22 protein-coding genes are annotated in these 24,316 nt (G+C 68.7%); 10 read left to right on the top strand and 12 right to left on the bottom strand.

Annotated elements, in window-relative coordinates:
- Window positions 1-17: 17 nt before the first annotated feature.
- The 5 genes from OV287_RS38145 to OV287_RS38125 are packed head-to-tail and all read right to left on the bottom strand — an operon-like array spanning window position 18 to window position 4,971.
- On the bottom strand, window positions 18-758 hold the full coding sequence (locus OV287_RS38145; RefSeq protein ID WP_267538961.1) for an HK97 family phage prohead protease: 741 nt from the start codon (window positions 756-758) through the stop codon (window positions 18-20).
- 18 nt (window positions 759-776) lie between these two features.
- Window positions 777-2,138: a phage portal protein gene (locus OV287_RS38140; protein WP_267538960.1), complete on the bottom strand. Its 1,362-nt coding sequence runs from the start codon at window positions 2,136-2,138 to the stop codon at window positions 777-779.
- A gap of 23 nt (window positions 2,139-2,161) precedes the next feature.
- Complete coding sequence (locus tag OV287_RS38135; RefSeq protein WP_267542488.1) at window positions 2,162-3,691, bottom strand: terminase large subunit domain-containing protein; 1,530 nt, start codon at window positions 3,689-3,691, stop codon at window positions 2,162-2,164.
- Complete coding sequence (locus OV287_RS38130; RefSeq protein WP_267538959.1) at window positions 3,691-4,323, bottom strand: hypothetical protein; 633 nt, start codon at window positions 4,321-4,323, stop codon at window positions 3,691-3,693. The genes OV287_RS38135 and OV287_RS38130 overlap by 1 nt, the downstream gene beginning before the upstream one ends.
- A gap of 45 nt (window positions 4,324-4,368) precedes the next feature.
- Window positions 4,369-4,971: a hypothetical protein gene (locus OV287_RS38125; protein WP_267538958.1), complete on the bottom strand. Its 603-nt coding sequence runs from the start codon at window positions 4,969-4,971 to the stop codon at window positions 4,369-4,371.
- A 386-nt stretch (window positions 4,972-5,357) separates the two neighbouring features.
- On the opposite strand from OV287_RS38125, the gene OV287_RS38120 reads away from it, so the two are divergent.
- The 3 genes from OV287_RS38120 to OV287_RS38110 all read left to right on the top strand — a co-directional run bounded on the left by OV287_RS38120 (window position 5,358) and on the right by OV287_RS38110 (window position 6,633).
- Window positions 5,358-5,660: a hypothetical protein gene (locus OV287_RS38120; protein ID WP_267538957.1), complete on the top strand. Its 303-nt coding sequence runs from the start codon at window positions 5,358-5,360 to the stop codon at window positions 5,658-5,660.
- A gap of 49 nt (window positions 5,661-5,709) precedes the next feature.
- Complete coding sequence (locus tag OV287_RS38115) at window positions 5,710-5,961, top strand: hypothetical protein (protein WP_267538956.1); 252 nt, start codon at window positions 5,710-5,712, stop codon at window positions 5,959-5,961.
- 126 nt (window positions 5,962-6,087) lie between these two features.
- Window positions 6,088-6,633: a hypothetical protein gene (locus OV287_RS38110; protein WP_267538955.1), complete on the top strand. Its 546-nt coding sequence runs from the start codon at window positions 6,088-6,090 to the stop codon at window positions 6,631-6,633.
- Window positions 6,634-6,803: 170 nt separating this feature from the next.
- On the opposite strand, the gene OV287_RS38105 is transcribed toward OV287_RS38110, so the two are convergent.
- From OV287_RS38105 to OV287_RS38085, 5 genes are all read right to left on the bottom strand, one after another.
- On the bottom strand, window positions 6,804-7,256 hold the full coding sequence (locus tag OV287_RS38105; protein ID WP_267538954.1) for a hypothetical protein: 453 nt from the start codon (window positions 7,254-7,256) through the stop codon (window positions 6,804-6,806).
- A gap of 220 nt (window positions 7,257-7,476) precedes the next feature.
- Entirely contained in the window at window positions 7,477-8,013 is a 537-nt protein-coding gene (locus OV287_RS38100) for a hypothetical protein (RefSeq protein WP_267538953.1), read from the bottom strand.
- Window positions 8,014-8,073: 60 nt separating this feature from the next.
- Window positions 8,074-8,550, bottom strand: a complete 477-nt coding sequence (locus OV287_RS38095; RefSeq protein WP_267538952.1) for a hypothetical protein — start codon at window positions 8,548-8,550, stop codon at window positions 8,074-8,076.
- A gap of 92 nt (window positions 8,551-8,642) precedes the next feature.
- A complete protein-coding gene (locus OV287_RS38090) occupies window positions 8,643-8,849 on the bottom strand; it encodes a hypothetical protein (RefSeq protein ID WP_267538951.1) in 207 nt (68 codons plus the stop codon).
- 25 nt (window positions 8,850-8,874) lie between these two features.
- The gene (locus OV287_RS38085; protein ID WP_267538950.1) at window positions 8,875-9,039 is read right to left on the bottom strand and encodes a hypothetical protein; all 165 of its coding nucleotides are present in this window, start codon (window positions 9,037-9,039) and stop codon (window positions 8,875-8,877) included.
- Between the two features lie 53 nt (window positions 9,040-9,092).
- Here OV287_RS38085 and OV287_RS38080 point away from each other — a divergent pair, with 53 nt between their 5' ends.
- From OV287_RS38080 to OV287_RS38070, 3 genes are all read left to right on the top strand, one after another.
- Window positions 9,093-10,016 (top strand): hypothetical protein, encoded by a 924-nt coding sequence (locus OV287_RS38080; RefSeq protein ID WP_267538949.1) that lies wholly within the window; start codon window positions 9,093-9,095, stop codon window positions 10,014-10,016.
- Window positions 10,017-10,655: 639 nt separating this feature from the next.
- Window positions 10,656-10,931, top strand: coding sequence for a helix-turn-helix transcriptional regulator (locus OV287_RS38075; protein WP_267538948.1), 276 nt, complete (start codon window positions 10,656-10,658; stop codon window positions 10,929-10,931).
- Between the two features lie 3 nt (window positions 10,932-10,934).
- Complete coding sequence (locus OV287_RS38070; RefSeq protein ID WP_267538947.1) at window positions 10,935-12,155, top strand: tyrosine-type recombinase/integrase; 1,221 nt, start codon at window positions 10,935-10,937, stop codon at window positions 12,153-12,155.
- Window positions 12,156-12,168: 13 nt separating this feature from the next.
- On the opposite strand, the gene OV287_RS38065 is transcribed toward OV287_RS38070, so the two are convergent.
- Entirely contained in the window at window positions 12,169-13,623 is a 1,455-nt protein-coding gene (locus tag OV287_RS38065; protein ID WP_267538946.1) for a sigma-54-dependent transcriptional regulator, read from the bottom strand.
- Between the two features lie 514 nt (window positions 13,624-14,137).
- Between OV287_RS38065 and OV287_RS38060 the strand changes: the two genes are divergently transcribed.
- Together OV287_RS38060 and OV287_RS38055 are read left to right on the top strand one after the other, a co-directional pair.
- Entirely contained in the window at window positions 14,138-21,922 is a 7,785-nt protein-coding gene (locus OV287_RS38060; protein WP_267538945.1) for a S8 family serine peptidase, read from the top strand.
- Between the two features lie 164 nt (window positions 21,923-22,086).
- Window positions 22,087-22,470, top strand: a complete 384-nt coding sequence (locus tag OV287_RS38055) for a hypothetical protein (RefSeq protein ID WP_267538944.1) — start codon at window positions 22,087-22,089, stop codon at window positions 22,468-22,470.
- 37 nt (window positions 22,471-22,507) lie between these two features.
- On the opposite strand, the gene OV287_RS38050 is transcribed toward OV287_RS38055, so the two are convergent.
- Window positions 22,508-22,729, bottom strand: a complete 222-nt coding sequence (locus OV287_RS38050) for a YtxH domain-containing protein (RefSeq protein WP_267538943.1) — start codon at window positions 22,727-22,729, stop codon at window positions 22,508-22,510.
- Window positions 22,730-23,093: 364 nt separating this feature from the next.
- On the opposite strand from OV287_RS38050, the gene OV287_RS38045 reads away from it, so the two are divergent.
- On the top strand, window positions 23,094-23,852 hold the full coding sequence (locus OV287_RS38045; protein ID WP_267538942.1) for an OmpA family protein: 759 nt from the start codon (window positions 23,094-23,096) through the stop codon (window positions 23,850-23,852).
- A gap of 26 nt (window positions 23,853-23,878) precedes the next feature.
- The gene (locus OV287_RS38040; RefSeq protein WP_267538941.1) at window positions 23,879-24,313 is read left to right on the top strand and encodes a chemotaxis protein CheW; all 435 of its coding nucleotides are present in this window, start codon (window positions 23,879-23,881) and stop codon (window positions 24,311-24,313) included.
- The last annotated feature ends 3 nt before the right edge of the window (window positions 24,314-24,316 follow it).

The raw sequence follows: 24,316 nt of genomic DNA, 5'->3' as shown, positions 1-24,316 counted from the left end.
GGAGAAGGGGCGGACTGCTACGCGGCGAAGCTCCGGAGCCACTTCGTCACGGGCTCCTCGTCCTCGGCCGGCGGGGGCTGCTCGTCCTTGGGCTTCTCCTCCTCGGCGGGCGGGGGCGCCTCTTCCTTCGCCTTTGGGGCGGGCGCCTCCTTGGGGAAGGCCTGCTCGTGCATCGCCGTCACCATCGCCTTCATCGCAGCCACGTCTGCGCGTACAGCCGCGCAGCCCGGGCACTCCGTCGTTTCGTCTGCCATTGCTTTCACCCTCACGGCGCTTTCCTTGGCGCCCTTGTCGACGAGGCTCGCCTCGAGCAACCGCGCCTCGTGCACGTCCTCACCTTTGCCGTCTGGCCCCTTGTCGTTCGGCGTTCCTCTCACCGTGAGGTAGCCGATGCTGCATGCCGTGACTTCGCCCGCGGCGACGGCGGCGGACACCTGCTTCGAGAGGTCGGTGAGGTGGTTGAAGCGCGGCACGAAGTACCACTGGCCGCCCTCCTCCCAGACGGTGGCGGAGCCAATGGGCAGGCGCTGCTCAGGCGTAGCCTTGGGGACAACGCCCTCGTGGTACGAGTGCACCCAGTAGAGCGGCACCTCGGAGATGCCATCGGGGAGCCGGAGAGCTCCGGCGTCCATGGTGTCGCCATGGGCATCCGGCACCCCGGGCGGGTCTAGCATCGCGAACACGGGCCCCGTCGCCGTTGCCAGAGACGGCCGGGGCGCAGCATCCATGAGCTTGAGGGAGAGGCCTCGCGTCTTCATGGTCAGGAGAAGCGGCGGCTATCGGCGTTCGGCGTCACCCCGCGGTGGTGGCGGGTTGGCGGGCGTGGCCGGGGTGTCGAGCACGGGCTGAGCGCCAGGCAGCGGGCGCGGCCGCTTCCCCTCCAAGGCCGGGTCTGGAGGGAGGCCGCCCAGGGCGCGCACCTCGTTCCAGGAGACTCCCTCATTGGGCGCAGCCGCCATCACCTTGAAGGTCCGCTCCCAGGACTCGGGACGCGGGTCCTTCGCCACGATGATCGCCTCGGGGTCGACGCGGGGAACGAGCCCGTGATTCAGCTCGACTACAAGCTTGTCCTGCCAGGGAGCGATCGCGCGGTCGGCCAGCGTGTACTTCTCCTCCTCGGCGCTAGCACGCGTTCCGGCGGCCGAGTCGCCCATCATCCCAGGGGGGACGTTGAACACCTGCCGCACCAGGCTCCCGAGGGCGCGGGCCGCCTCGTCCATCTGTAGCGCACGGAAGTCCTGCTGAATCTGTGACAGCGTCGTCTTGCCGCTGACGAACCAGACGCGGCCAGCGCTCTCGGGCTTGCCGAATCGCTCTTCATACTCGGCCTGGAGTTCCTCTGCTCTGTCCTCGCCGGCGGGCCCCTCGTCCACTCCTACGACGGCAGCTGGGAGGCCGCCTCGCTTGAACGTGGCCTTGCGTGCGGACTGGATGGCGGCATTGGTGTCGAGCTCGTCCGCCAGAGCGCTGCCGCGTCCCAGGCCGCGGCCTACGGGGTTGCGTGGGTCCAGCCCCTTGAGCCACACCACCTCGGAGGCGTGCACGCGCCCCGCGAATTGGTTGTAGCTGATGAAGTAGTGGGGGTCCTGCGGGGTAGGCGTCATCGAGACGCAATGAGGCGGGATGGGCTCATACCCCACGACGGTCCCTGTCGCGGAGCGACGCAGCCAGAGAAAGGCCTCGCCCGGGAGCATGCGGTACACCGCAAGCAGCTTCAGACAGGACTGGCCTGGGTAGTCAGGGTGGGGTGCGTATAGGATGCGCAGTAGCTCGTGGTCCTCGAGCTCAATCCAGTCCCCGGCGGAAACCAGGGCCTCCAATTCCTTGGTGCGCAGCTGCACATTCATGGCGCACAGGCGCGTGCGCAGCGCCTTGGTTTTGAAGGAGCCCGGCGGGGTGCGCAGGTGGTTGGGCTTGAACACCCGGAAGTGACTGGCGGCTATGGGGTCCGCCACCGTGTCCACCACCGCCTGAAACCACGCATCCTCCGCGTACGCGTCGAGCACTGCACGGCTGTCTCGGCGAGGAGAGAACGTGGTGATGGGGATGGCGTGGATGACCGGTTGCCCGGCACCTGGGCCCAGCAGCAGGCGGGACAGGGTGGCCCGAAAACGGTTGCGCAGGGAGGGGGCGGACATGCTGCGAAGAAGGGGCGCGTGGCCTACGCGTCGTCCTCGTCGTCCCCCTCTGCATGGGCCTGCGGCTCGCCCGTGCGCCCAGCGGCGCCGGCGTTCTGTCGCTTCGGGCAGACGTACAGGTAGATGGGCCACGCGAACGCGTCGGCCCGGTCGTCCCGGCCGTGGCCCCCATCCTGCCCGGTGAACTCCGATAGCTGCTTCTCCAGCTTGTGGTGCTTGCCCACCATGTGCACCAGGCCAGCTTCGCACTGGGCAGTCACCGGGGCCGCGCGCTCGGCCTTGGAATTCATGGCGCGCATGCCCTTCACCTTCACCTTGCCGTCCACGCCTCGAATGGTGCTCTTCACCATCGAACCGCCGGTATTCGTCTCGGCGAAGACGAAGGTCTTGCGCGGCGGGGCCAGGTGCTTCCACCGATGCACGGCGTCTACGGCAACCTTCGCCCAGGCGGTCGGCTCGGGCTCTTGGAGCGACAGGTCCTGCAACACGTACGTGTGGAGGAGGCCGTCCACCTCCTCGCGAATACCCTCTACGACAATCCCGTGTAGGTCCGCCCCCTTCCTCTCGCCGGTGGCAGGGTCGACGCTCACCACGACCTTGTCGAAGAGCGGCTCGCCGTCCCGGGCAGGGATCGCCTCGACGCTCTCCACCCGAGACGCGTCCCAGTTGACGCGCTTGTAAAGCGTCGCGTCCATGGGGAAGAAGAGCTCACCGCCGTACTCCCGTCGGCCGTCGGTGGAGTTCGCGAGCGCGAGCGCCTGCCGGATGAAAGACGGATCCAGATTGGCCGCGTTGTCGAAGGTGGTGGACTGCGCGAGGAAGAGCCTGTCCTTGTCCTTGAGGATCTGGCGGAAGAGAGGGGTGGGGGCCGGCGTGGTGGTGATGACGACGCGCGCGGGTAGGCCGAGCCGCTCCATGCGCGGGGTAATGATGCGCGCGCACTTGGTGCGGCACTGGTCGTACACGTCCTCGGGGTGCTTCTTCCAGGCGACGATCTCGTCTGCCCAAACGAAGGACACGTTGTAGCCGCGAAATTTGTCGGGCCCCGCCTGGGCAGGGACGTAGTGCGCGATCGCCCCATTGGGCCACACCAACATGCGCTTGCTGCGCTTGTGAACGGGCCGGAACCAGGGCGGAGAGAGAGTGAGAATTCCAGACGAACCCTCGAGCTGGTTCTTGCGAATCTCGCTGTCGGTGGGTCCGACGATGAGCATCACCGCGTTCGGATCTGCTCGGGCCTCCTCGATAACGGCCGACGCGCCGGCGTGCGTCTTCCCAGTGCCGCGGCCGCCCAGGAAGAACCAGGTTCGCCACACCGCCGAGGGCGTCATCTGCACCGGGCGCAGCGAACAGCGGGGCTCGTAGTACAGCGTGAGCACCTCCGCGGGCGTGAGTCCCAGAGCGATCGTGAGGGACTCCTGGATGCGAGTCGCCCGGCGCTTCAGGACGAGCTGGTCGAAGAGCGAGAAGCGCCCCAGGGTGGCTGACGACAGCAGGGTGACACCCTTGAAGAGATCCTCCCCTGCCTGCTGCACCGCCGCGCTCGCCACCATCACGCACCCTCGGATGGGGCGCTCTCTGCGTCGGCGGCTGCCGTGGCCTCGGCGATCATCGCCGCGCGCCGGTCCTCGAGAGCAAGGAACTTCGCGGCCTTCTCCTCCAGGCTTTTCATGGCCTGCTCGGGGGTGACCATCTCGAAGGCTGGCCCCAGGGCGTTTCCCGGCAGGGCCGCGCCCGGTTCCCGTGGGACGGTGAACTCCTTGGGCTCCGTGACCGCCATCAGCCAGGTCACGAAGCGCGGATTCATGTGCCGATCGGTGACGCTGCGCTCGCCCAGGTTGATGAGGTATGCGCGGCGGTGGGCCCTGGCGTACTCGACCTCCATGTAGAGCTGGGTGTAGAGGCTGCGCTTGCGACGGGCCGCCGCGTCCTTCCCTCGACGCAGCCACTGACTCAAGCAGTCGTCCGTGGTTCCAGCCTTGGCAGCTGCGGAGCGCAACACGCCGGTCCGGGCAATCTCCCGGGCGATGGTGAGCACCATCTCCGGGGTGAGGGACGTGCGAGGCCCTCGCAGGCCGGTGGGCTCATAGCCCTCCAGCGGATCGGGAGCGAGGGACGAGTCCCCGCCATCGCCCCCATCCGGGCCATCGAGCAGCTCCGGCGGCAGGTTCCGAGGGCGGGCCATGCCGGGGAGAAGGGGTGGGCGGACTGCGCCGCTCACCCGAGGAGGTTAGGCGTGGGCGTCGTGCTCGGAGGGCGGCGACGCCAGGACGCGCACCCGGTTGTGCAGCGCCTTCGTCACGTCCTCGACGAGCTCCGCCACCGGTGCGGAGTCCCCACCAGCCGCGCGCGTGGCCTCGGCCAGGTCACGGATGGCGCTGGCGATCTCCGAGATGCCCATGAGGAACGGATCGATGCGGCCCTCGTTCGCGAGGGTCGCCGACGGGGCGGGCGGCTCGAGCTTGGTCATCAACGTGTCGGCCTCGCGCAGGCTGGCCACGAGCGTCTCGGCCCGGGCTTCCAGCCGGGACATGGAGGCCTCGGCCTCACTGGTGTTGACGGCGATGGAGAACTCGCCGATGCGCTTCAGCCCACCGGCCTGGCGGCCCTCGTGCTCCGCGATGACGGCGGCCGCCGCCCGCTCCCAGCGCTCCTGGGTGAAGGCGCCGCTGCTGCCGGGGCCCGCCGCGCTGTACTCCTCCCACTTCGGCATGGACCGCCCGTCGAAGGTGGTCCAAGGGCCGTGGGCGCTCGGGTGATTGCCATAGGCGTCGTAGCCGATACGGCCGAGGGTGTAGGTGTTGGCGGGGGTGCTGCTGGACTGGGTCGTCATGGGTGCCCTCCATGGGCTGGCTGCGAGGTGACACCCGCGAGAAGGGGCGTGGAGGGCTCCAGTTCTGCTCCAATCAGCACCCCTCCCCGGACGGTGCCGAACGTGATTCCGCCCGTTTACGGACGGGGGAGGGGCCATGCACCCCAAATTTCCGGGGGTCGTCCGACAGTTTCGGCTGGTGGTTCGCGTGGGGCACCGTGGGGTAACCGCGAGCGCGAGATTGCAGGGCGCCGAGCAATCCGATTTTTGTCCTACATGGTGGTTTTTGAGGGTGGGGGTCCCCTCCATGCCTACATGTGCGACACATCAGGTTTGTTCACACTCACGGTAACGCCTCGCGCGTCGGACGAGCGCGCCGCTCGGCGCCTCACCCCTTCTCGCTGGGCATGAGCACGCCCACCGCCCCCGCCGAGCCCAAGCCCTCGCCCTGGCTCACCATGGCCGTGCCCATCGTCGTCACGCTGCTCGGGCTCGCCGCGCAGTGGGGCACGTTGGGCGCTGACGTCCGCCACCTCGAGCGCCGCACCACGGCCGTCGAGGCGGACCTGTCCCGGGTCGCCGCCACCCAGCGCACCGCCGACATCCAGGCGGGTCGCCTCGAGGAGCAGCTCCGAGCGCTCAACAGCGAGATCGCCCGGCTCTCCCGCGCCGTCGAGAAGCTGACCGAGAAGCCTCACGCGAGCCGCTGACCCTTTCACCCGGGCCCGGCTCGCCGGCGCCCTTCACCCAGGAGCACCCATGTCCCAGCAGAGCAACAGCCCCCCCGCCCAGAAGCCCAGCCTCGGCCGCGTCGTCCACTTCTACTCGACCACCAGCCCGGGCAGCAGCGAACTGGAGCCCAGTGCGGCGACCATCGCTGCCGTGCTGGACGACACTGGGCGGGTGAACCTGTCCCGTGTCCTGTGGAGCGGGGAGACCCAGCCACAGCCGGATGTCCCCTTCAGCCCCGAGCCCAAGGCGGGCTGCTGGAGCTGGCCGCCGCGCGTGTGAGGCACACCCTGCGGAACTGATGCACACGGGCCCGGTCTCCACCTTGGAGCCGGGCCTTTCTCGTTCCGGGGCGCCACCCACTCCTTCTCCAGGGCGAATCACCTCACCCAACACCCAGGAGCCCTCATGCGTCGCCTGTCCCTGTCGTCCCTCGCCGTCCTCACCCTGCTGGCCCTGTCCACTCCCGCGCTGGCCGAGCCGTCTGACAACACGGGGGCGGGCAGCGTCACCGCGCACCTGGTCGCCCAGGCCCAGGAGGCCGCGCCTGCGGTGTCCCAGCCCGAGGCGATCCCCCCGGACACCGCCACGCCCAGCGAGGTGCAGCTCGGCGAGGTAGTGAAGCTCTTCGCCCAGGCCGTGTCCTCGAAGAACTGGGGGCTGCTCGCGTGCGCCCTGGTGCTCGGCGTCGTGTACGCGGTGCGGCGCTTCGGCTCCTCCAGGGTGACCTGGCTCCGCACGGACTGGGCGGGCATCTTCCTGGCGGTGCTGACGGCCGCCGTGCTGCAACTGTCCACCGCACTGGCGGCCGGCACGCCCCTCACCCCGTCCCTGGTGCTGGGCATCCTGCTCACCGCCGCGGGCGCCTCGGGCCTGTTCTCCTGGGGCGCGAAGCTGAAGGCGGCGAGCTCGGCCGCCGGCGTCCGTCGCCCGGTAGGACACGCCGCCTCCTGACGCACGGAGGGCCCGGTTCTCCACCTCGGAGCCGGGCCCTTCGTTGTGTTTGCCTACAGCAAAGCGTGCGTGGCCGAAGGGGCTAGTCGTCCACTCCAGGGAGAGGGGGCATCACCATCCCCGACGTTGGGCGCGACGTCCCCGCCGCCGTGCTCGCCTCGGGGGCTCTATTATGATGCCTCTGCCGGCAGGCGCTCGGTGGCCTTCAGCACTGCGTAGATGAGTTCCCCCAGCGGAGGTCGGGGAACGTCCCCTTCGTTCCTTGGCTGCGCAGGCACGTAGTCGCCCAGATACGCATCATAGGCGAGATCCACGTTCACCTTCTTGGGTCCGCCTTCCACTACGAACGTACCGTTCGCGTACCTCACGTGCACGATGTCGGGATGGGTGGACGGCCCCGTTGGGAGACAGATCTTTACGCCTTCGCCTTGTTTTTCGAAGTCGAACCTCATGCTGTCGCGGCGCTGCTTGTCCCCCAGCGCCAGGAACTGGGTGAGGAGGCGTTTCGCGGCAAGCTCCCGTCCCTTTATATCCTTTGACTGCCGCTCTGCGTCGTCAGCCATGAGTCGGAGTGCTGCCTCGGTGCCGTAATCCTCGTTTCTTGCTGCCATACTGTCACTCATTCAAGCGCCCTTTCGAAAGACAATGCACCAAGCACTACCTATTGTTGGCTTAGATACCGGCCGCCCCCGGGCGGCAAGTACAGCGTAGGTCGGGAGAGGCGATATGACCCGCGCCGTTCACTGGCGTAGAGATACGGGGACCGTTCCGCCCCCCCCTGAAGCGAGAAGGGCCCGGCTCCGAGATGGAGGCCGGGCCCTTCTCACGTCCGTTGGTGCGTGCTTACAGCGGGGCGAGGGCCGGCAGCGCGAGGAGCGCCGCAGCGATGGCGGCGGCGACGACGGTAGGGGTGAGCTCGACCTTCTGCGCCTTCAGCCCCTCGAAGCGCTCCTGGAGGAACGGCCGCATGAAGGACTGAGCCTGGCTCGCATACGGTGCAATGGCCTCGGCGCCTCGCTTCCCTCCCTGCTTGTTGCACCAGTCGTCTTGGCCCTGCTTGAAGTGACGCAGAGCATCGTCACCGCCAGACAGCCCGAAGAGTTTTCCGGACATGGCCTCCTGCGTGGCCTTGATGAGCGCCTCTGCTGCTGTGGCCTGTGCGCACTGATTCTCGGCCTCGTTGAAGCCCAGCGCCTTGGCCACGGGGTCCACCATGCGCCTCACCGCGTGGAACAGGTTGGACTCCGCGGTGCGGCTAAGCCCCGTCTTCGTGTCGATGGTGTAGGGCGGCGGCGTCCCGGCGAGGGCGACGCTGGCCCCCAGCACCGAGAGGACCGCCAGCACGTGGACCGAGGGGAACCACTTCTTGGACGAGAGCATGCTTCCTCCTGACCGACCGGCGCGGGATGCGTCCGGTGTCGACGGGCAGAAGGGGCGCGCCTACCGGGCGGGCCGCGAGGAGCGCACGTAACCGGTGCCAGCGCAGGTGTCGCACGAGGACAGTACGAGGCTGGTACCCCCGTCGAGCGGAGGCCCGTCACCAGAGCCGACACAGCTCGGGCAGATGACACGGCCGAGCGCCCGGCTGCGGCGGGCGAGGAAGAGTTCCCGCTCGAGCACGGCCCGAAGGCTGTCCGCGTCGACCGCCAGCCGGCGCACCGCATGGCGGGCACTCTGCGCGTCTGCGAAGCGCAGGCACCACTCGTCCAGGGTCCGGCCGGAGCTGCCGGGCTTCACCAGGGAGAGGACCGACTCTGCGGCGGCGAGCTGCTCTCGGGCCTCGCGCTGGCGGCCCTCCATCCCGTGGACGGAGGCCTGGAGCTCGGTGGCCCGTGGGGCGTTGACTGCCGCGAGCTCGTCCAGGAGGGTGGTGAGGGTTGGCGGGGTGGGCAGGTGCGACGGGACAGGGCAGGGCACGGCAATCCTCCTGGGGTGGGGCGGAAAAGAGACGAGCCCCGGACGGGAAAGGGGACCGTCCGAGGCTCGCCGAGGCCGGGGCTAGTCGGCCTCTAATCGTGGGTGTTGGTGGGGTGGCAGCCCCCCGTCGCTGGATGGTCCGGACACACCCAGTAGTACCACTCGCACAGACACCGCTCGGCCTTCGCCTTGTCGCAGCACCGCTCGATGCTGCGCAGGTTCAGGGGGCCGAAGCGGGGCTTGGGCTCCTCGGGGGCGGGGAGACCCATCAACGCACGCAGGCGGTCGGTGAGGAACATCGGCATGCCCGGGAGAAGGGGCGGCCTATTCGACCTGGGCCGTCTCGCGCAGCAGGTCGACCACGGACTCAATATCGCCGTCGCCAAGCAGCGATGCAGGGTCGTCAGAGCCGACCTGTTCCATTGCCCTCCGGACGTCGGCGAGCGACACCATCACATCGTCATCATCCTGAACCTGCGTCTTGGCCACGCGTTCCCTCCAGTTGGGTGTGACGGGCGAGAAAGGGCGGTTGGCTTGGCGCCATGAATATCCGGAAGGCGACAGCGTCGGTGCGGGTGCGGTACAACCGGGCGCGGGAGGGCCGCGCCATGCACAGCGCTCGTCAACGGGGTAACCAGCTCGGGCCGTATGTACTGGGTCCGAGGTTCAAGAGCACGGGGGACATGGGGCGCATCTACCGCGCCCACAACGTGGTGACGGGGGCGCCGGCATTGGTCCTCCAACGCACGGAGCGTCAGGACGACGAGGAGATTCTCGCCGACTGGACAGTGCGCGTGACCTCGTCCGTGTCCCCGGCCTTCGTTGCGCTCGAGGTGGAGAGCGCGCCCAGGGCTGGTGACCCGGCTGACGTGCCCGAGGAGCTCGTGTTCATGCTCAGAGACGCCGAGGAACTCGCCAACGCCACCATCAACCGCCCCGAGACGATGCCCCACCTGCGCGCCGCGCGCCGTCCTCCCTCCGCGCGCCATGCGGTGACGCCTCGCCCGGCAGCCCCCACCTCTCGGAACTGGCAGCGCCCCTCCCTCGCTGCTGGAATCGTGGCCGCGGTGGCCGCGGCCCTCCTCCACCTCGGTGCCTCCAACTCAGGGATCTCCGGGAACATGCTTGCCGGCGCCGAACTGGCCCAGGGGGACTGGGACGCGGGGTGGGATGCCTCGCTCGAGGCGACGGGGTTGGTGCTCACCACCACCGCTGATGACCTCCCCATCGTCCTGGCGCGCGCTCTCCCGAAGAAGCCCTTCGCCAACCAGAAGCGCCCGCCGTGCAAGGTGAAGGAGAAGCTTGAGGTGGAGTTGTTCGGTGGGTGCTGGGTTCCGCATGAGGTGCGTGCTCCCTGCCCTGACGAACTGTACGAGCTTGGGGGGAAGTGCTACCTCCCAGCTGCCAAGCCCGAGTCATCGCCGACCGCCATTTCCGGGCGGGGTATTGCGTTTGACCGGCCGTAGGGGTATCTGTTTCGGTTAGTTGCTGTTCCTTTGTTGCTGGCTCACCTGTCTGCGAGCAGGACCCAGCGACGCCCCACCAAGACATAGCCGACCTTTTTGCTGTTCGGTCGGCCCAGGAAAGCCCGCCCCTATGGACTGCCCTGGGGGTCGGCCCAGGACGCCTCGCACCAGTCTCGCAGCTGGTGCTGAGGCGTCTGTTTTTTGGGGTGTGCGATGGGGGAAGCGAAGAGCAGCAGCCGACAGCACCGCCTGAGAGCAGCGCCCGTGTGGCACGTTCGTGAGGGACGCGCCCGGGCCACTCGCCGCGTGGTGGTCAATCCTTTCTCAGATGATGCTGGCCTTGCGCCATCGCACGCAGCGCGAGTGCAGCACCTCTCGTCGTCAGGGTCCCTTGTGACCGTGTTCACAAAATGGCTGACGCGTTTCGTCACCACCCTGCGTGAAGCCACACCCCCAGCAGTCCGCCTTCCGAGACAGGGTGGACAGTCCGTGGACGGACCGCGCCGTTCTGGGGCAGCACGCCGTCCCATAATTGGACAAGGCGGCTGGCACAGGAGTTGTTAGGCGGAGAACAAGAAGCAACCCGGGGGCGGCGGGGCGAAGCGGGGGAATCACCAACACAGCGAAGACGGCGAGCGCATGGAGCCCCGCTCCACGCGTGCCGTGGAGCGCAAGACGATGACGAACTGCAACCCTGAGCAGAAGGTGAAGCTGGTGCAGGTGCCTGAGGGCGGCCTTTGGGGCTGTGACCAGGTCGCGGCCTACCTGAATGTGTCGAAGTCCTGGGTATGGAAACAGTGCAGGGAGAAGCTCGGGCTGCCCTTCATCGAGCTCGGCGCGCGCAACTACCGCTTCGACCCGGCGGCCGTGAAGGCCTGGGTGGCCCAGTCCCACCAGCAGGGGCAGGTGGGCTGACCCGTGACGAGCGTGTACTTCCGGCCCAACAAGAAGGGGAAGACGGTGGAGGCAGCTGGCAAGCGCCTGCAGCGACGCGCCCCCGACTTTGGCACATGGTGGATCCGCTACCGGGACGCCGCGGGGCGACTGGTGCGCGAGCGCACGGCGGCGAGGATGGAGGGCGAGGCGGAGCGGATTGCCCACAAGAAAGCCCTGTACGCCGAGCAGGTGGCGGCCGGCATCGCCGACCCGGCGCCGGTGCCGATGACGTGCGAGGAGCTCTTCACCCGGTACCTGGACGCCAACAAGCACCTTGGCTCGCAGGCACCCATGCGCTCGCAGGTGAAGGTGTGGTTCGGACCGCACTTCAAGAAGAAGCCGGTGGCCGCTATTACCCCCGCCGACTGTGACGCTCTGCTCGTCGCCGCCCGGAAAGCCGAGCAGGCCCAGGCCTCGGTGCGCCAGCTCCACATCCGAGGGCGCCTCATCTTCAAGTACGCGCTGCGACTTGGGGCACGACGGGACAACCCCTGGGATCAGGTGCCCCGTCCGAAGCTGCCCAAACGCAAGCCGCGTTACCTCTCGCGGGCCCAGACGGCGGCGCTGCTGGGTGCGGCCCGCGGTCACCGCCTCCTGCTGCTCACCGCAGTCCTGTCCGGGCTCCGGCGGGGCGAGCTGGGCGGGTTGATGTGGGGCGACATCCATTGGGACGAGGGCCCATACGGCGTCATCTACGTGAGGCGCAGCTGGGGACGCGACACCACCAAGGGTGGTGAGGAGCGTTTGGTGCCGCTGCACCCCGCGCTTCGGCCGGACCTGGAATCCGCCTTCAAGAGCGCTGCCAGGGACGAGCACGGCAACCTGCTCGAGGACTACGTCTTCCCGTCTCCTGAGGGCGGGATGCGGAACGAGGCGTGGCACACCGCCAAGCTGGTCCGGCGGATCGCTCGGTGGGCTGGCGTGACGCTGCCCGAGGGATTCACCTTCCACGACCTGAGGAAGACCTTCCTCACCCACCTCATCCAGGACACGGGCGGCAACATCGGCGCCGGCCAGCAGCTCGCCGGACACTCCACGCCGGCCGTCACGGCGACCTACTACCTCGGCAAGGACGTGGGATTCCTCGCCGAGGCCGTAGAGGGGCTGAAGCTGGTGGAACCAGCCCCAGCAGTCGAGCACACGGCGAGCACACCGCGACTCAAGCTCGTCGCCAACGCTTCACGCAACAGCCGAAAGGGGTAGTAATTATGGATACTTACTGTTCCGAGCCGCCACGACGGAGTCCGAGGGCCTTCATTTTTTTGTAGAAGTGGCCGCGCTCCAGATCGAGCAGCCGTGCGGCCTCGGTGACGTTGTCCTGCGTGTGCGCGAGCGTGAACAGGATGATCTCCCGCTCGGCGTCCTCCACCTGCTCGCGGAAGGTTCGGTCTACCCGAGGCCGGAAGCCGCTGGCAGGTGCCGGGGCCGCGGGAGCCGCGGTGGGAACCGGCAGGGGAGGGGGACGAGGCGCGGCGGCATCGACCGAACCCGGCTGCGGCACGGCGCCCTTGCCCCGGGGCAGCAGCTCGGCGGCTTCCTGGCCGGTGACGACGGGGCCCTCGCAGAGGATGGCCAGCCGCTCCACCAGGTTGCGCAACTCGCGTACGTTGCCCGGGTAGTCATAGGCGGACATCACCGCCAGTGCCTCGGGTGACAGCGACAGCGGCCGGCGCCCGTTCTTCGTGCACGCCTCCTTCAGGAAGGCGTCGATCAGCGCGGGCAGATCCTCCCTCCGCTCGCGCAGGGGGGGCGAGTGAATCTGCACCACGTTGATGCGGTAATAGAGATCTTCGCGGAACCGCCCCGCCTCGATCTCCTTCTCCAGGTTCTTGTTCGTCGCGGCGATGACGCGCACGTTCACCTTGATGGTCTCGGCGCCGCCCACCCGCTCCAGCTCGCCCTCCTGCAGCACGCGCAGCAGCTTGGTCTGCATGGCCTGGGGCATGTCGCCAATCTCATCCAGGAAGAGCGTGCCCTCGTGGGCGAGCTCGAACTTGCCGCGCCGCACGCTCACCGCGCCGGTGAAGGCGCCCTTCTCGTGGCCGAACAGCTCGCTCTCGATGAGCTCGTGCGGCACCGCCGCGCAGTTGAGCTTCACGAAGGGCCCGCTCTTGCGCTTGGAGTTCTGGTGCAGCGCGCGGGCGATGAGCTCCTTGCCGGTGCCGTTCTCTCCGGTGATGAGCACTCGGCCCTCCGAGGGCGCCGTGCGCTGGATGAGCGAGAAGATGCGCTGCATGGCCGGGCCGCTGCCCACCATGTCGTAGCGGCCCACCTCCGCGCGCAGGGCCTGCAACTCCTCGAGCATCGCCTGCTGCTTGAGCGCGTTGCGCAGCGCCACCAGCAGCCTGTCGCGGGCGATGGGCTTCTCCAGGAAGTCGCGTGCACCGAGCTGCGTGGCCTTCACCGCCGTGTCGATGGTGCCGTGCCCGGACATCATGATGACGGGCAGCTCGGGTTTGAGCTCCATCAACCGGGCCAGGGCCGTCAGGCCGTCCATGTCCGGCATCTTCACGTCCATCAGCACCGCGTCCACCGGGCGCGCGGACACCACGTCCACGGCCACCTGGCCGCTGGCGGCCAGCTCCGTGCGGTAGCCCGCCAGTTGCAGCGACGTCTGGAGCGTCAGGAGGATGTTCTTCTCGTCATCGACGATGAGCACGGTCGCGGGCATGTCGAAGCACCTTGGGCTGGGGGGCCCCTGTGGCCACCGGGCCGCACCGTCCCGGAAATCCGCCGCCCGTTCAAGGGCCAAGAGCCTGGAATCTCGGAGCTTTCTCCTGTCCGGAGGCCGCCCGGCAATGCCTGACACAGACTCCGGACGGTGGTGTTTCTCGGCTTATGAGATTGCAAAACTGCTCCGTGTGACGTTCGGCCGCGGAGCTGGCAGGCGGAGCTCGGCTCATTGATAGGTCAAAGGATTGGACGTCAATCAATGGCTTGTAATGTCGCCTTCTTGTCAGTTTCGACCTGAGTGTGATATTTCACCAGATACTGGTGGTGGGTTAGCGGGCGGGTCACTCTGGCGGTCAGGGGCACGTCAGCGGAGTAGCCACCGGGTTTCGTCCGAGCGGGGTCATTGAAGAAGACGTGGCCCGCTCGTCGTTCAAGGAGCAAGGACAATGAAGGAATCGGCGTACCGGCTGATCGGTATGCGCACTCGTGGTGTGTCCGCGAGAGTGCTTGGAGTGGCATGGCTCACAACGGCGCTGGCGTGTGGGGGCTCGGGGAGTGAGCCTGGAAGTCAGCGGCTCGAGGGCTACCGTTCAGACGCGCCGTTCCACAAGGTGCAGCTCAGCGCGCGGCAGGCGGCGGAGCTGGAGAAGCAGGGCGCTCGGGTCCTCGGGGACTACGGCTCCTTCAAGCTGGTGCAGGTGGACGACGCCACGCTGAAGTCGCTGCCCGCGACGTCGGACGTGGAGCTGCGCGATGACTATGACCACATCCTGCTGAACGCGGGAGTGATCGAAACCACGTCCGAGAGCGCGAAGTCCCTGCGTGGCATGCGGAAGATGGTGGCCACCACCGGCAAGCGCTTCCACCTCGTGCACTTCTCCGGCCCCGTACGCGCCGAGTGGCTCGCGGAGCTGGAGGCCACGGGCGTCAAGGTGGTGACGTACATCCCCAACAACGCCTACCTCGTCTATGGCGACAGCGCCGCGCTGGGCAGCCTGCAGCGGCACATCTCCGCGGCTCCCACCATCCAGTGGGACGGCGAGTACCTGGATGACTACAAGCTGCATCCCACCGTCCAGACGGTGGCCACGTCCACCTACGCCATCCAGCTCATCAAGGACGAGGAGGCCAACAGCACGACGCTCGCGCTCATCCGCAAGCTGCAGTCGCGCGAGGGCGTCATCCAGGATGCGCTGGACTACGTGAACGTGGTGGCCTGGGTGGACCGCCAGGCGCTCAATGAGATTGTGCAGCGCCCGGACGTGCTGTCCATCCAGCCGCGCCCCCAGCGCAAGAAGTTCGACGAGCGGCAGAACATGATCCTCGCCGGGCAGATCACCGGCAACGGACCGACGGGGCCGGGCTACCTGGCGTGGCTGGCGTCCAAGGGCTTCACCCAGGCGCAGTTCACCGCGTCCGGCTTCGGCGTGGACGTGAGCGACAGCGGCCTGGACAACGGCACGGCGACGCCCAACCACTTCGGCCTGTACGTCAACGGGGATGTCACCGGTGCCAGCCGCGTCGTCTACGCCCGACTGGAGGGCTCGGCAAGCGCCGGCAGCTCCATCCTGGGCTGCGATGGCCACGGCACCCTGAATGCCCACATCGTGGCCGGTTTCGCCAACCAGACGGCGGCGCCCTTCACGGACACCACCGGCTTCACCCATGGCCTGGGTGTGGCGCCCTTCGTGAAGGTGGGCTCCTCGGTTGTTTTCGACCCGGACACCTTCACGGATCCGGACTACGAGGACCTGCAGGCGCGCGCATACCGCGACGGCATGCGCATCAGCTCCAACAGCTGGGGTGCCTCCTCCGACCTGTATGACTCGGACGCGCAGCGTTACGACGCGCTGGTGCGCGACGCGCAGCCCACGGGCTCGGCGGTGGCGACCCCGGGCAACCAGGAGATGTTCATCGCCTTCGCGGCGGGTAACGATGGTCCGGGCGCGGGCTCCATTGGCACCCCCGGCACGGCGAAGAACGTCCTCAGCGTGGGTGCCTCGGAGAACGTCCGGGCCTTTGGTGGCGCGGACGCTTGCGATACCCCCGACAGCGAGGCGAACAGCCTCTATGACGTGGTGCCCTTCTCCAGCCGCGGCCCCACCGCCGACGGCCGCAAGAAGCCGGACATCATGGCGCCGGGCACGCACGTCTCGGGTGGCGTGGCCCAGGCGGCGGGCCAGCGCTCCCCCACGCCGGCCAACCCCAATGGCTCGGCGATCTCCTGCTTCGACGCCACGGGTGTCTGCGGTGGCTTCAACGATGATTTCTACCCGGCGGGCCAGGCGTGGTACTCGGCTTCCTCCGGCACCAGCCACTCGACTCCCGCGGTGGCGGGTGGTGCGGCGCTCGTCCGCCAGTACTTCATCAATCAGGGCCAGACTCCGCCCAGCCCGGCGATGACGAAGGCCTTCCTGATGGGCTCCACCCGCTACATGACGGGGACGGGGGCCAACGACTCGCTCTACTCCAACACCCAGGGCGTGGGGTTGATGGACCTGGGCATGGCGTTCGACGGCGTCTCGCGCCTGTTGGATGACCAGCGCCCGGAGAACCTCCTGCGCACCACCGGCGAGACGCGGACCTTCTCCACCAGGGTGGGTGATGCAGCCCGGCCCTTCCGCGTGACGCTGGCGTGGACGGACGCCCCGGGTTCCACCGCCGCCAGCGCCTGGAAGAACAACCTGGACCTCACCGTGACGGTGGGCAGCAACACGTACAAGGGCAACGTCTTCAGCGGCGCCAACTCCGTCACGGGTGGCAGCGCGGACACCCAGAACAACGTGGAGAGCGTCTTCCTGCCGGCCGGCACCACGGGGCCCGTCACCGTGACGGTGACGGCCACCAACCTCAACTCGGACGGCGTGCCCAACAACGGCGTGGCGGTGGATCAGGACTTCGCGCTCGTCGTCTACAACGCCTGCGCCACCCAGGGCGGTACGCCCGCGGGAGTGACGGCCACCCCGAGTGGTACCGGCCGCATCGACGTGAGCTGGACGCCCAATGGCGCGTCCTCGTACAACATCTACCGGTCCTTCACTCCGGGCGGGCCGTATACGCGCCTGAGCTCCGTGGCGGCCCCGCCGTTCACGGACAGCGGCCTGTCGGGCGGGACGACGTACTACTACGTGGTGCGTGCGGTGGAGTGCGCCGAGTCCCCGAACTCCAACGAGGCCTCGGCGGTGGGCACGGGCGTGTGCACGCTGCCTCCCTCCTTCGCGGGTCTCTCCTCCGTCAACAACGGAGCCTCCAGCACCTGCACCAACACCCTGGCCTGGTCCGCGGCCTCGCCCTTCTGCGGTGGTGCCATCAACTACTCGGTGTACCGGAGCACCACGTCGGGCTTCACCCCGTCGGCGGGCAACCGGATCGCCACTGGCCTGACGGGCACCTCCTTCTCGGATGACCTGAACCTGACGCAGGGTACTTCGTACTACTACGTGGTGCGCGCCACCGAGACGAGCACGGCCACGCTCGAGGAGACGAACTCGGTCCAGCTCGGGGCTATCGCCTCCGGAGGGGCCACCTCGGGCATCCGCTACTTCGATGACTTCGACTCCAACCGGCCCGCCAACGCGTCCGCGTACTGGATTCCCACGGTCATCACCGGCAGCGCGTCCACCATGAAGATCTTCTCCGGCTGCCACTACCAGTCGGCGACGAACGCGTACCGGATGGCCTCGACCGGCACCACGTGCGGTGGCACCTATTCCAACAACCAGCAGCACGTGTTGGTGCTGGGCGGCAACGGCTCGGTGTCCCCCGACATCAACGGCTTCGCCATCCCGTCCATCAGCACCAACGCCCAGATGACGTTCAACGTCTGGTACAACATGGAGGCCAGGTACGACGGCGTCTACCTCGTCTACAGCACCACGGGGGCGAGTGGACCGTGGACCACGATGTCCGACTCGGTGTCCACGACGCAGCCGTACATCTCGGCGGGTGGCTACGACGATGTGCTCACCGCCAGCCCGAATCCCCGCATCTGGACCTCGCAGAGCATCAACGCCAACGGCTCGCTCAAGCCGGTCACCGTCAACCTGGGTGCACTCGCCGGGCAGAAGGTGTGGTTCGGCTTCCGCTTCCACAGTGGCTCGATCAACACCTTCGAGGGCTTCTACGTGGACGACGTCCGCGTCACGGCGGACACGGCGACCACCTGCTCCACGAACGTGCCGCCTCCGGGACCGGCCGTGGCCTACACCGTGACGGGGCTCCCGGCCACGGTGTCCGTGGGCACGCAGTCCACCCTCACCGTATCCGCGGTGGACGCGGCGGGCGTGGCGGCTACCAGCTACAGCGGCAGTGCGGCGCTCTCCAGCACGGATCCCCGGGCGACGCTTCCCTCCACCGCGGCCTTCACCGCGGGCGTGGCAAGCATCCCCGTCACCTTCGGCACTCTCGGCACGCAGTCCGTCACCGTGACGGAGACGGCGGGCTCCGGCTTCAGCGCGGCGGCCAGCACCACCGTCACGCCCGGCGCCGCGACCCGGCTGTCCTTCACCATCCAACCCGCCAACACGGTGGCCGGCACCTCCTTCACTCCGGCCCTGAAGGTGAGTCTGCTGGATGCGTATGGCAACCCGGTGTCCACGGGCTCCAACAGCGTCACCCTCGCGATTGGCAACAACTCGGGTGGCGGCACGCTCTCCGGTACCGCGACGGTGGCCATGAGCAGCGGCGTCGCCACCTTCAGCGGCCTGTCCATCGACAAGGTGGGCACGGGCTACACGCTGGCGGCCAGCTCCACCGGCCTCACCAGTGCCACCAGCTCGAGCTTCAACATCACCCCTGCCGCGGTGAACAAGCTGGCCTATGTGACCCAGCCCTCCTCCGTGGGGGCCGGCGCGGTCATCACGCCTCCGGTGCGGGTGGCCCTCGTGGACCAGTTCGGGAACGTGACCGCTTCCACCTCCAGCGTCACCCTCACGCTGAGCGCCAGCCCGGCGGGGGCCACCCTCTCCGGCACCACCACCGTGGCGGCGGTCAATGGCGTGGCCACCTTCTCGAACCTGTCGCTCAACAAGATGGGCACCGGTAACCGGCTGACCGCCACCTCGGGCAGCCTCGCCGGCCTGGCGAGTGATCTATTCGAGGTGACGTCCGCTCCTCCGTATCGCGCCATCATCACCCGGCAGCCCTCCAGCGCGGTGGCGGGTGCGCCCATCTCTCCGGCGGTCGAGGTCTCTCTGTATGACCAGCTCGGCAACCTGGCGACGCAGGCCAACATGCCCGTGTCCGTGTCGCTGGGCTCCAACCCGAGCGGCGGCATCCTGGGTGGCACCACCACCGTGAACTCGGTGAACGGTGTTGCCACGTTCGATGCCCTCTGGGTGAACCGTGCCGGCGTCAACTACACCCTGGTGGCGGGGGCGAGCGGCCTCTTCCTGGACACCAGCGTCGGCTTCAACGTGAGCGTGGGTGCTCCGGCGCGGCTCGCCTTCATCAGCGCGCCGCCGGCCAGCACGGCCTCGGGTGCGGCGTTCTCGGCCCGGGTCGAGGTGCAGGACAGCGCGGGCAACCGCGTCTCCAGCGCGTCGCCGCAGGTGGTGCTGTCACTCGTCAACGCGGCGGGTGCCACCCTCAGCGGTCCGACGACGGTCACCGCCGCGGGCGGCGTGGCCACCTTCACAGGCCTCTCGGTGGACAAGGCAGGCTCGGGCTACATGCTCCAGGCGGACGTGGCCGGCCTGACGTCCGAGCTCTCGCCGGCCTTTGGCATCGTCCCGGGCACTCCGGCGGCGGTGTCCTTCCTGACGCAGCCGGGAGACACCACCGCGGGTACCGCGCTCAATCCGGCGGTCCGGGTGGCGGTGAAGGATGCCCAGGGCAACACGGTGACGTCCTCCAACACGAGCGTCACGCTGGCCTTCGGCAACAACCCCGGTGGCGGCGTGCTGAGCGGCTCGGCGACGGCGCCGGCGGTGGCGGGCGTGGCCTCCTTCGCTGAGCTCTCCATCAACCGGGTCGGCGCGGGCTACACCCTGGTGGCGAGCTCGGGCTCGCTCGCCAGCGACACCAGCGCGGGCTTCGACGTGAAGGTGGGGCCGGCGGTACGGCTCGTCTTCGGTACGGCTCCGGCCAACGCGGTGGCGGGTAACGTGTTCGCCCCCGTGACGGTGGAGATCCTGGACGCGCAGGGCAATGTCGACACCGGCGCGACGGTGGATGTGACGCTGACCCTGGGCGGGCCGGCGGGCGGTACGCTCGGCGGCACCACCACGGTGACGGCTGTTAACGGCGTGGCCTCCTTCCCGGCGCTCTTCATCAACCAGGCGGCCAGTGGCTACACGCTGAGCGCCAGTGCCCCGGGTCTGAAAGGTGTCACCAGTGGCACCTTCGACATCACTCCGGGCGCGGTGTCGGCGCTGGCCTTCACCGTCCAGCCGGCCAACGCGGCGGCGGGTGCGGCCTTCGCTCCGGTGGTGAAGGTCGCCATCCAGGATGCGGTCGGCAACGTCGTGGCGAGCGCCCAGGACGAGGTCACCCTGTCCCTCGCGAGCAACCCGGAGGGGGCTTCGCTGGCGGGCACCCTGAAGGTGGCGGCCATCAACGGCGTGGCCACCTTCAGCGACCTGTCCGTCGGCAAGGTGGGCGCGGGCTACACGCTGGTCGCGGCCTCGGGGACGCTCACGGGCGCAACGAGCTCGGTGTTCAACGTCCAGCCTGGCTCGTCCTCGCGGCTCGTGTTCAAGACGGCTCCCTCCAATACGGCGGCGGGCTCCGTCTTCGCTCCCATCGAGGTGGAGATTCGCGATGCCTACGGCAACTCGGTGGCGGCGGCGAACAGCATCACCCTGACGCTCCAGGGCGGTTCGGGTGGCACGCTGGGCGGCACCACCACGGTGGTGGCGAGCAACGGTGTGGCGGCCTTCGGTGATCTGTCCATCACCCAGGCGGCGGCGGGTTACCGGCTGACGGCGCACGCGGACGGACTGGTGGATGTCACCAGTGCGGCGTTCGACGTCTCGCCCGGTGCGGCGGCGGCGCTGGCCTTCTCGGTCCAGCCCGGCGTCACCCAGGCGGGTGCTTCGGTGAACCCGGCGGTCCGGGTGTCCATCCGGGATGCCTTTGGCAACGTCGTCACGGGGGCGTCGGATGCCATCACGCTCTCGCTGAGCTCCAACCCGGGCAGCGCCACGCTGGCGGGTACCACCACGGTGGCGGCCGTCAACGGCGTGGCCACCTTCACGGACCTGTCGCTCAACCGCTCGGCCCGGGGCTACACGCTCCAGGCGAGCACGGGCGCGCTGCCCTCGGTGACGAGCTCGGCGTTCGAGATCACCACGGGGGCTCCGGCGCGCCTGGTCTTCCGCGGCACTCCGAGCCAGGTCTCGGCGGGCGCCACGCTGGCCCCGATCGAGGTGGAGCTGCGGGACGCTCTGGGCAACGTGCTCTCCGATAGCACCGCCCAGGTGACCCTGAGCCTCGGCGCGAACCCGGCGGCGGGCCTGTTGTTCGGCGCGGCTCCGGTGTCCGCGGTGAATGGCGTGGCGAAGTTCGAGGGGCTCTCCCTGCGCAAGGCGGGCACTGGCTACACGCTGGTGGCGAGCGCCCAGGGCTTCGCGGGGGCAACGAGCACGGCGCTCGAGGTGACGCCGGGCTCGGCGGCCAGCTACGCGCTGGCGCTTCCCGCGAGCGTCACGGCGGGCCAGGAGGTGACGGTCTCCACCACGGCGTATGACGCATACGGCAACGTGGCCACCTCCTACGGCGGGACCGTCCAGGTGACGAGCTCGGACGCGGCGGGAGTCCTCCCGGCCAACGTGGCCTTCGTGGAGGGCGTGCTCTCCGGCCTGAAGGTGACCTTCATGAGCTCGGGCCTGAGGACGCTCACCCTGACGGACGCCGAGCAGGCCAGCCTGAGCGGGGTCGCGCAGACCAACGTCACGCCGTTCGCACAGCCCACCGTGGCGGTGACGGAGCCGGCGGGCGGCACGGAGGTGTCCGGGAAGGTCCGCATCTCCGCCACGGGCGCGGTGGCCGCTGGCACCACGCCGGCCCAGCTCTCCCTCCTGGTGGATGGCGTGGTCATCGCCACCGGCAACGAGGCGACGCTGTCGGCGGAGTGGGACAGCTCCAAGGTGCCGGGTGGCTCGGCGCACACCATCACCGCCGTCTTCTCCGACAGCGCGGGCAACGTGGTGGGGTCCGCTCCGGTGGGCATCACCGTGAAGCCGGAGAGCTGCGGCTGCGGCGCTGCCTCGGGGGCGGACGCGAGCCTCTACCTGGGTCTGTTCGCCCTGGCCCGGTACGTGTCCATGCGGCGGCGCCGGACGCAGAAGGCCGCCTGAGGTGTGAAGGGGTCCCGTGCGCGTGCTGACGGCGCGCCGGGACCGGACCGGGCGGGGAGGTGCTCTCCGCCCGGTTGCTTCGGAGACGAGCCGGTTGACCGGAACGCGCTGGTGTGGGGCACTCCCGCCAGCGCGTTTCCTTTTCGAAGGCCAGGAGGTGCGGCATGGCGTCGCAGGCGATCCAGTTGGGAACGTGGGTGGTGGCGTTGCTGATGGGAGCGGGCGGGGCGGATGGGGAGAGCGCCTCGAAGTTGAAGCAGCGGGCGGACACGCTCGCGAGCGAGGCACGCGCGCTGGCGAACCCGAGCGGGTGCGAGAAGGTGGAGGAGTGCGAGCTGGCGGGGTTCGGCCACAAGCCCTGCGGCGGGCCGCGCGAGTACATCGCCTGGTGCTCGCGCACGACGGACGTGAAGACGCTGCGGGCTCGGCTCGAGGCACTCGAGAAGGCCGAGAAGGCGTGGCAGGAGGCGGTGGGGCTCAAATCCAACTGTGGCCTGACACGTAAGCCTCGGCTCCGCTGGGAAGCGGGGCAGTGCCGCGCTCGGTAGTGGAGCGCGGCACCTGGCCGGTACGCCTGGGGCCCGCTCAGTTGTCGGTCTTCTCCTCGATCTTGTCGCCGGCCTTCTCCGCTTCGTCCCCGGCCTTCTCCGCCGCATCTTCAGCCTTGTCGCCGGCCTTCTCCGCCGCGTCCCCCGTCTTCTCCGCGGCGCGCTCTGCGTCCTCCTTGGCGCCCTCCTGCGTGTGACGGCAGCCCACCCCTGCCAACAGGGTCCCCAGCGCTACGGCGAGCAGTGCTTTCCTCGTCATGTCCCCTCCTCGGTAGGGGGCCCCGGCTTCTGGCCACCGGAGCCTCGTCTTGAGGAGGAAGCTACGGACGCTTCGACCGCCTTACAGGGAGTTGAAAACAAGTGGGCTGCTCCGCCGGCAGCGGGGCAGGCAGCCAGGCGGATGAGGCCGTTCTTCTGCGAGCGCCCCCTGGACCTGGGCTCGCCGTGGCTCCACCGGCTGGGCGGGTTGCTTCCGGCCGGAAAATTCTTTGTCCTATCAAGGGGTTCGCGAGCGGGTGCAACCTTCCGATCCGGACAAAAGGCTTTGACTCAGCGTTCCAGTGCGGGCTAGACGCGGACGGCTTGTGACTCGTCCTCAAGACGACATCTTTTTCGGAGGAGAAATGCGTCGGATCTCGATGGTCGCGGGGCTTGCCCTCGCTGTGACGGTGCTGGCTGGCTGCCCGCCGACCTACCCCAAGTGCAACAGCGACGAGACCTGCCAGGAGAAGGGCGAGGTCTGTGTCAATGGCTCCTGCCAGGAGTGCGCCTCCGACGCCAACTGCAAGGAGGGCTTCGCCTGCCAGGAGAACAAGTGCGTTCCCAAGGGCCCCGAGTGCTCGCGCGATGAGCAGTGCACGGGCGGGAAGATCTGCGAGGCCGGCAAGTGCGCCGAGCCGCAGTGCACCTCGAAGGCCCAGTGCCAGGGCGCCCAGGAGTGCCAGAAGGGCCGCTGCGCGCTGCCGCCGGGCGCCTGCAACTCCAGCACCGACTGTGGTGAGGGCCAGGAGTGCCAGGAGAACAAGTGCGTGGCCGCCGCCGCCCAGAAGCCCGAGTGCAACTACGAGCCGCTGCGCTTCGGCTTCAACGAGTCCTCCCTCGCCCCCGAGGCCCAGAACCGGCTGGGCGAGATGGCCCAGTGCATCAAGGACTCGGGCAGTGGCCGGATTGAGCTCGCCGGGCATGCGGACGAGCGTGGCACCGAGGAGTACAACCTCCAGCTGTCCCAGAAGCGCGCCGCCTCGGTCAAGAAGTACCTGGTGGACCTGGGCGTGCCGGCTGGCCAGCTGAAGACGGTGGGTTACGGCGAGAACAAGCCGGCCGAGCAGGGCGCCTCCGAGGACGCCTGGGCAGCCAACCGTCGCGTCGAGTTCGTGCGCTAGCCGTCTTGAGGTAGGCTGCGCGCGAAATGGCCTCAACCGAGACCGAGACGCGGCAGTCCTACCTCGTATTTGCCTGCGGCAGCAGCTGGTACGCCGTACCCGCTGAGTGCGCGGCAGAAGTCGTCAGCTTTCCGGAGCTGACGCGGGTGCCCGGTGCCCCCGGGCATCTGTTGGGAGTTTTTGCCCACCGCGGGGAGGTCATCCCCGTGGTGGACATGAGCATGCTGGTATCCGGAGAGAGCGAGCCCACCCGCCGCGCCGTATTGGTGCGGCTGACGCGTGGCACCCTGGCCCTCACGGCCAGCCGGGTCGCCGGCGTGTCCCAGGTGGACGGCCGTCTGGAGCCTCTGGGCGCCAACGGGGTGCACCTCCACCTGCGAGGGCCAGCCCGCAGCGCTCAGCGCGACGTGGCGGTCATCGATCCCGAGGGCCTGTTCGATCACCTCAGCCAGGGAGGCTGAGCC

This window comes from Archangium lansingense (assembly GCF_026626635.1).
Taxonomy (GTDB): Bacteria; Myxococcota; Myxococcia; order Myxococcales; family Myxococcaceae; genus Archangium; species Archangium lansingense.
Note: the sequence above shows the minus strand (reverse complement) of the source record. Positions and strands in the feature narration are given on the sequence as shown.

Bases quoted from the DNA above. Each gene is read 5' to 3' on its own strand.
- OV287_RS38145 (WP_267538961.1), bottom strand. From the start codon at position 758: ATGAAGACGCGAGGCCTCTCCCTCAAGCTCATGGATGCTGCGCCCCGG.
- OV287_RS38140 (WP_267538960.1), bottom strand. From the start codon at position 2,138: ATGTCCGCCCCCTCCCTGCGCAACCGTTTTCGGGCCACCCTGTCCCGC.
- OV287_RS38135 (WP_267542488.1), bottom strand. From the start codon at position 3,691: ATGGTGGCGAGCGCGGCGGTGCAGCAGGCAGGGGAGGATCTCTTCAAG.
- OV287_RS38130 (WP_267538959.1), bottom strand. From the start codon at position 4,323: ATGGCCCGCCCTCGGAACCTGCCGCCGGAGCTGCTCGATGGCCCGGAT.
- OV287_RS38125 (WP_267538958.1), bottom strand. From the start codon at position 4,971: ATGACGACCCAGTCCAGCAGCACCCCCGCCAACACCTACACCCTCGGC.
- OV287_RS38120 (WP_267538957.1), top strand. From the start codon at position 5,358: ATGAGCACGCCCACCGCCCCCGCCGAGCCCAAGCCCTCGCCCTGGCTC.
- OV287_RS38115 (WP_267538956.1), top strand. From the start codon at position 5,710: ATGTCCCAGCAGAGCAACAGCCCCCCCGCCCAGAAGCCCAGCCTCGGC.
- OV287_RS38110 (WP_267538955.1), top strand. From the start codon at position 6,088: ATGCGTCGCCTGTCCCTGTCGTCCCTCGCCGTCCTCACCCTGCTGGCC.
- OV287_RS38105 (WP_267538954.1), bottom strand. From the start codon at position 7,256: ATGAGTGACAGTATGGCAGCAAGAAACGAGGATTACGGCACCGAGGCA.
- OV287_RS38100 (WP_267538953.1), bottom strand. From the start codon at position 8,013: ATGCTCTCGTCCAAGAAGTGGTTCCCCTCGGTCCACGTGCTGGCGGTC.
- OV287_RS38090 (WP_267538951.1), bottom strand. From the start codon at position 8,849: ATGTTCCTCACCGACCGCCTGCGTGCGTTGATGGGTCTCCCCGCCCCC.
- OV287_RS38080 (WP_267538949.1), top strand. From the start codon at position 9,093: ATGAATATCCGGAAGGCGACAGCGTCGGTGCGGGTGCGGTACAACCGG.
- OV287_RS38075 (WP_267538948.1), top strand. From the start codon at position 10,656: ATGGAGCCCCGCTCCACGCGTGCCGTGGAGCGCAAGACGATGACGAAC.
- OV287_RS38065 (WP_267538946.1), bottom strand. From the start codon at position 13,623: ATGCCCGCGACCGTGCTCATCGTCGATGACGAGAAGAACATCCTCCTG.
- OV287_RS38055 (WP_267538944.1), top strand. From the start codon at position 22,087: ATGGCGTCGCAGGCGATCCAGTTGGGAACGTGGGTGGTGGCGTTGCTG.
- OV287_RS38050 (WP_267538943.1), bottom strand. From the start codon at position 22,729: ATGACGAGGAAAGCACTGCTCGCCGTAGCGCTGGGGACCCTGTTGGCA.
- OV287_RS38045 (WP_267538942.1), top strand. From the start codon at position 23,094: ATGCGTCGGATCTCGATGGTCGCGGGGCTTGCCCTCGCTGTGACGGTG.
- OV287_RS38040 (WP_267538941.1), top strand. From the start codon at position 23,879: ATGGCCTCAACCGAGACCGAGACGCGGCAGTCCTACCTCGTATTTGCC.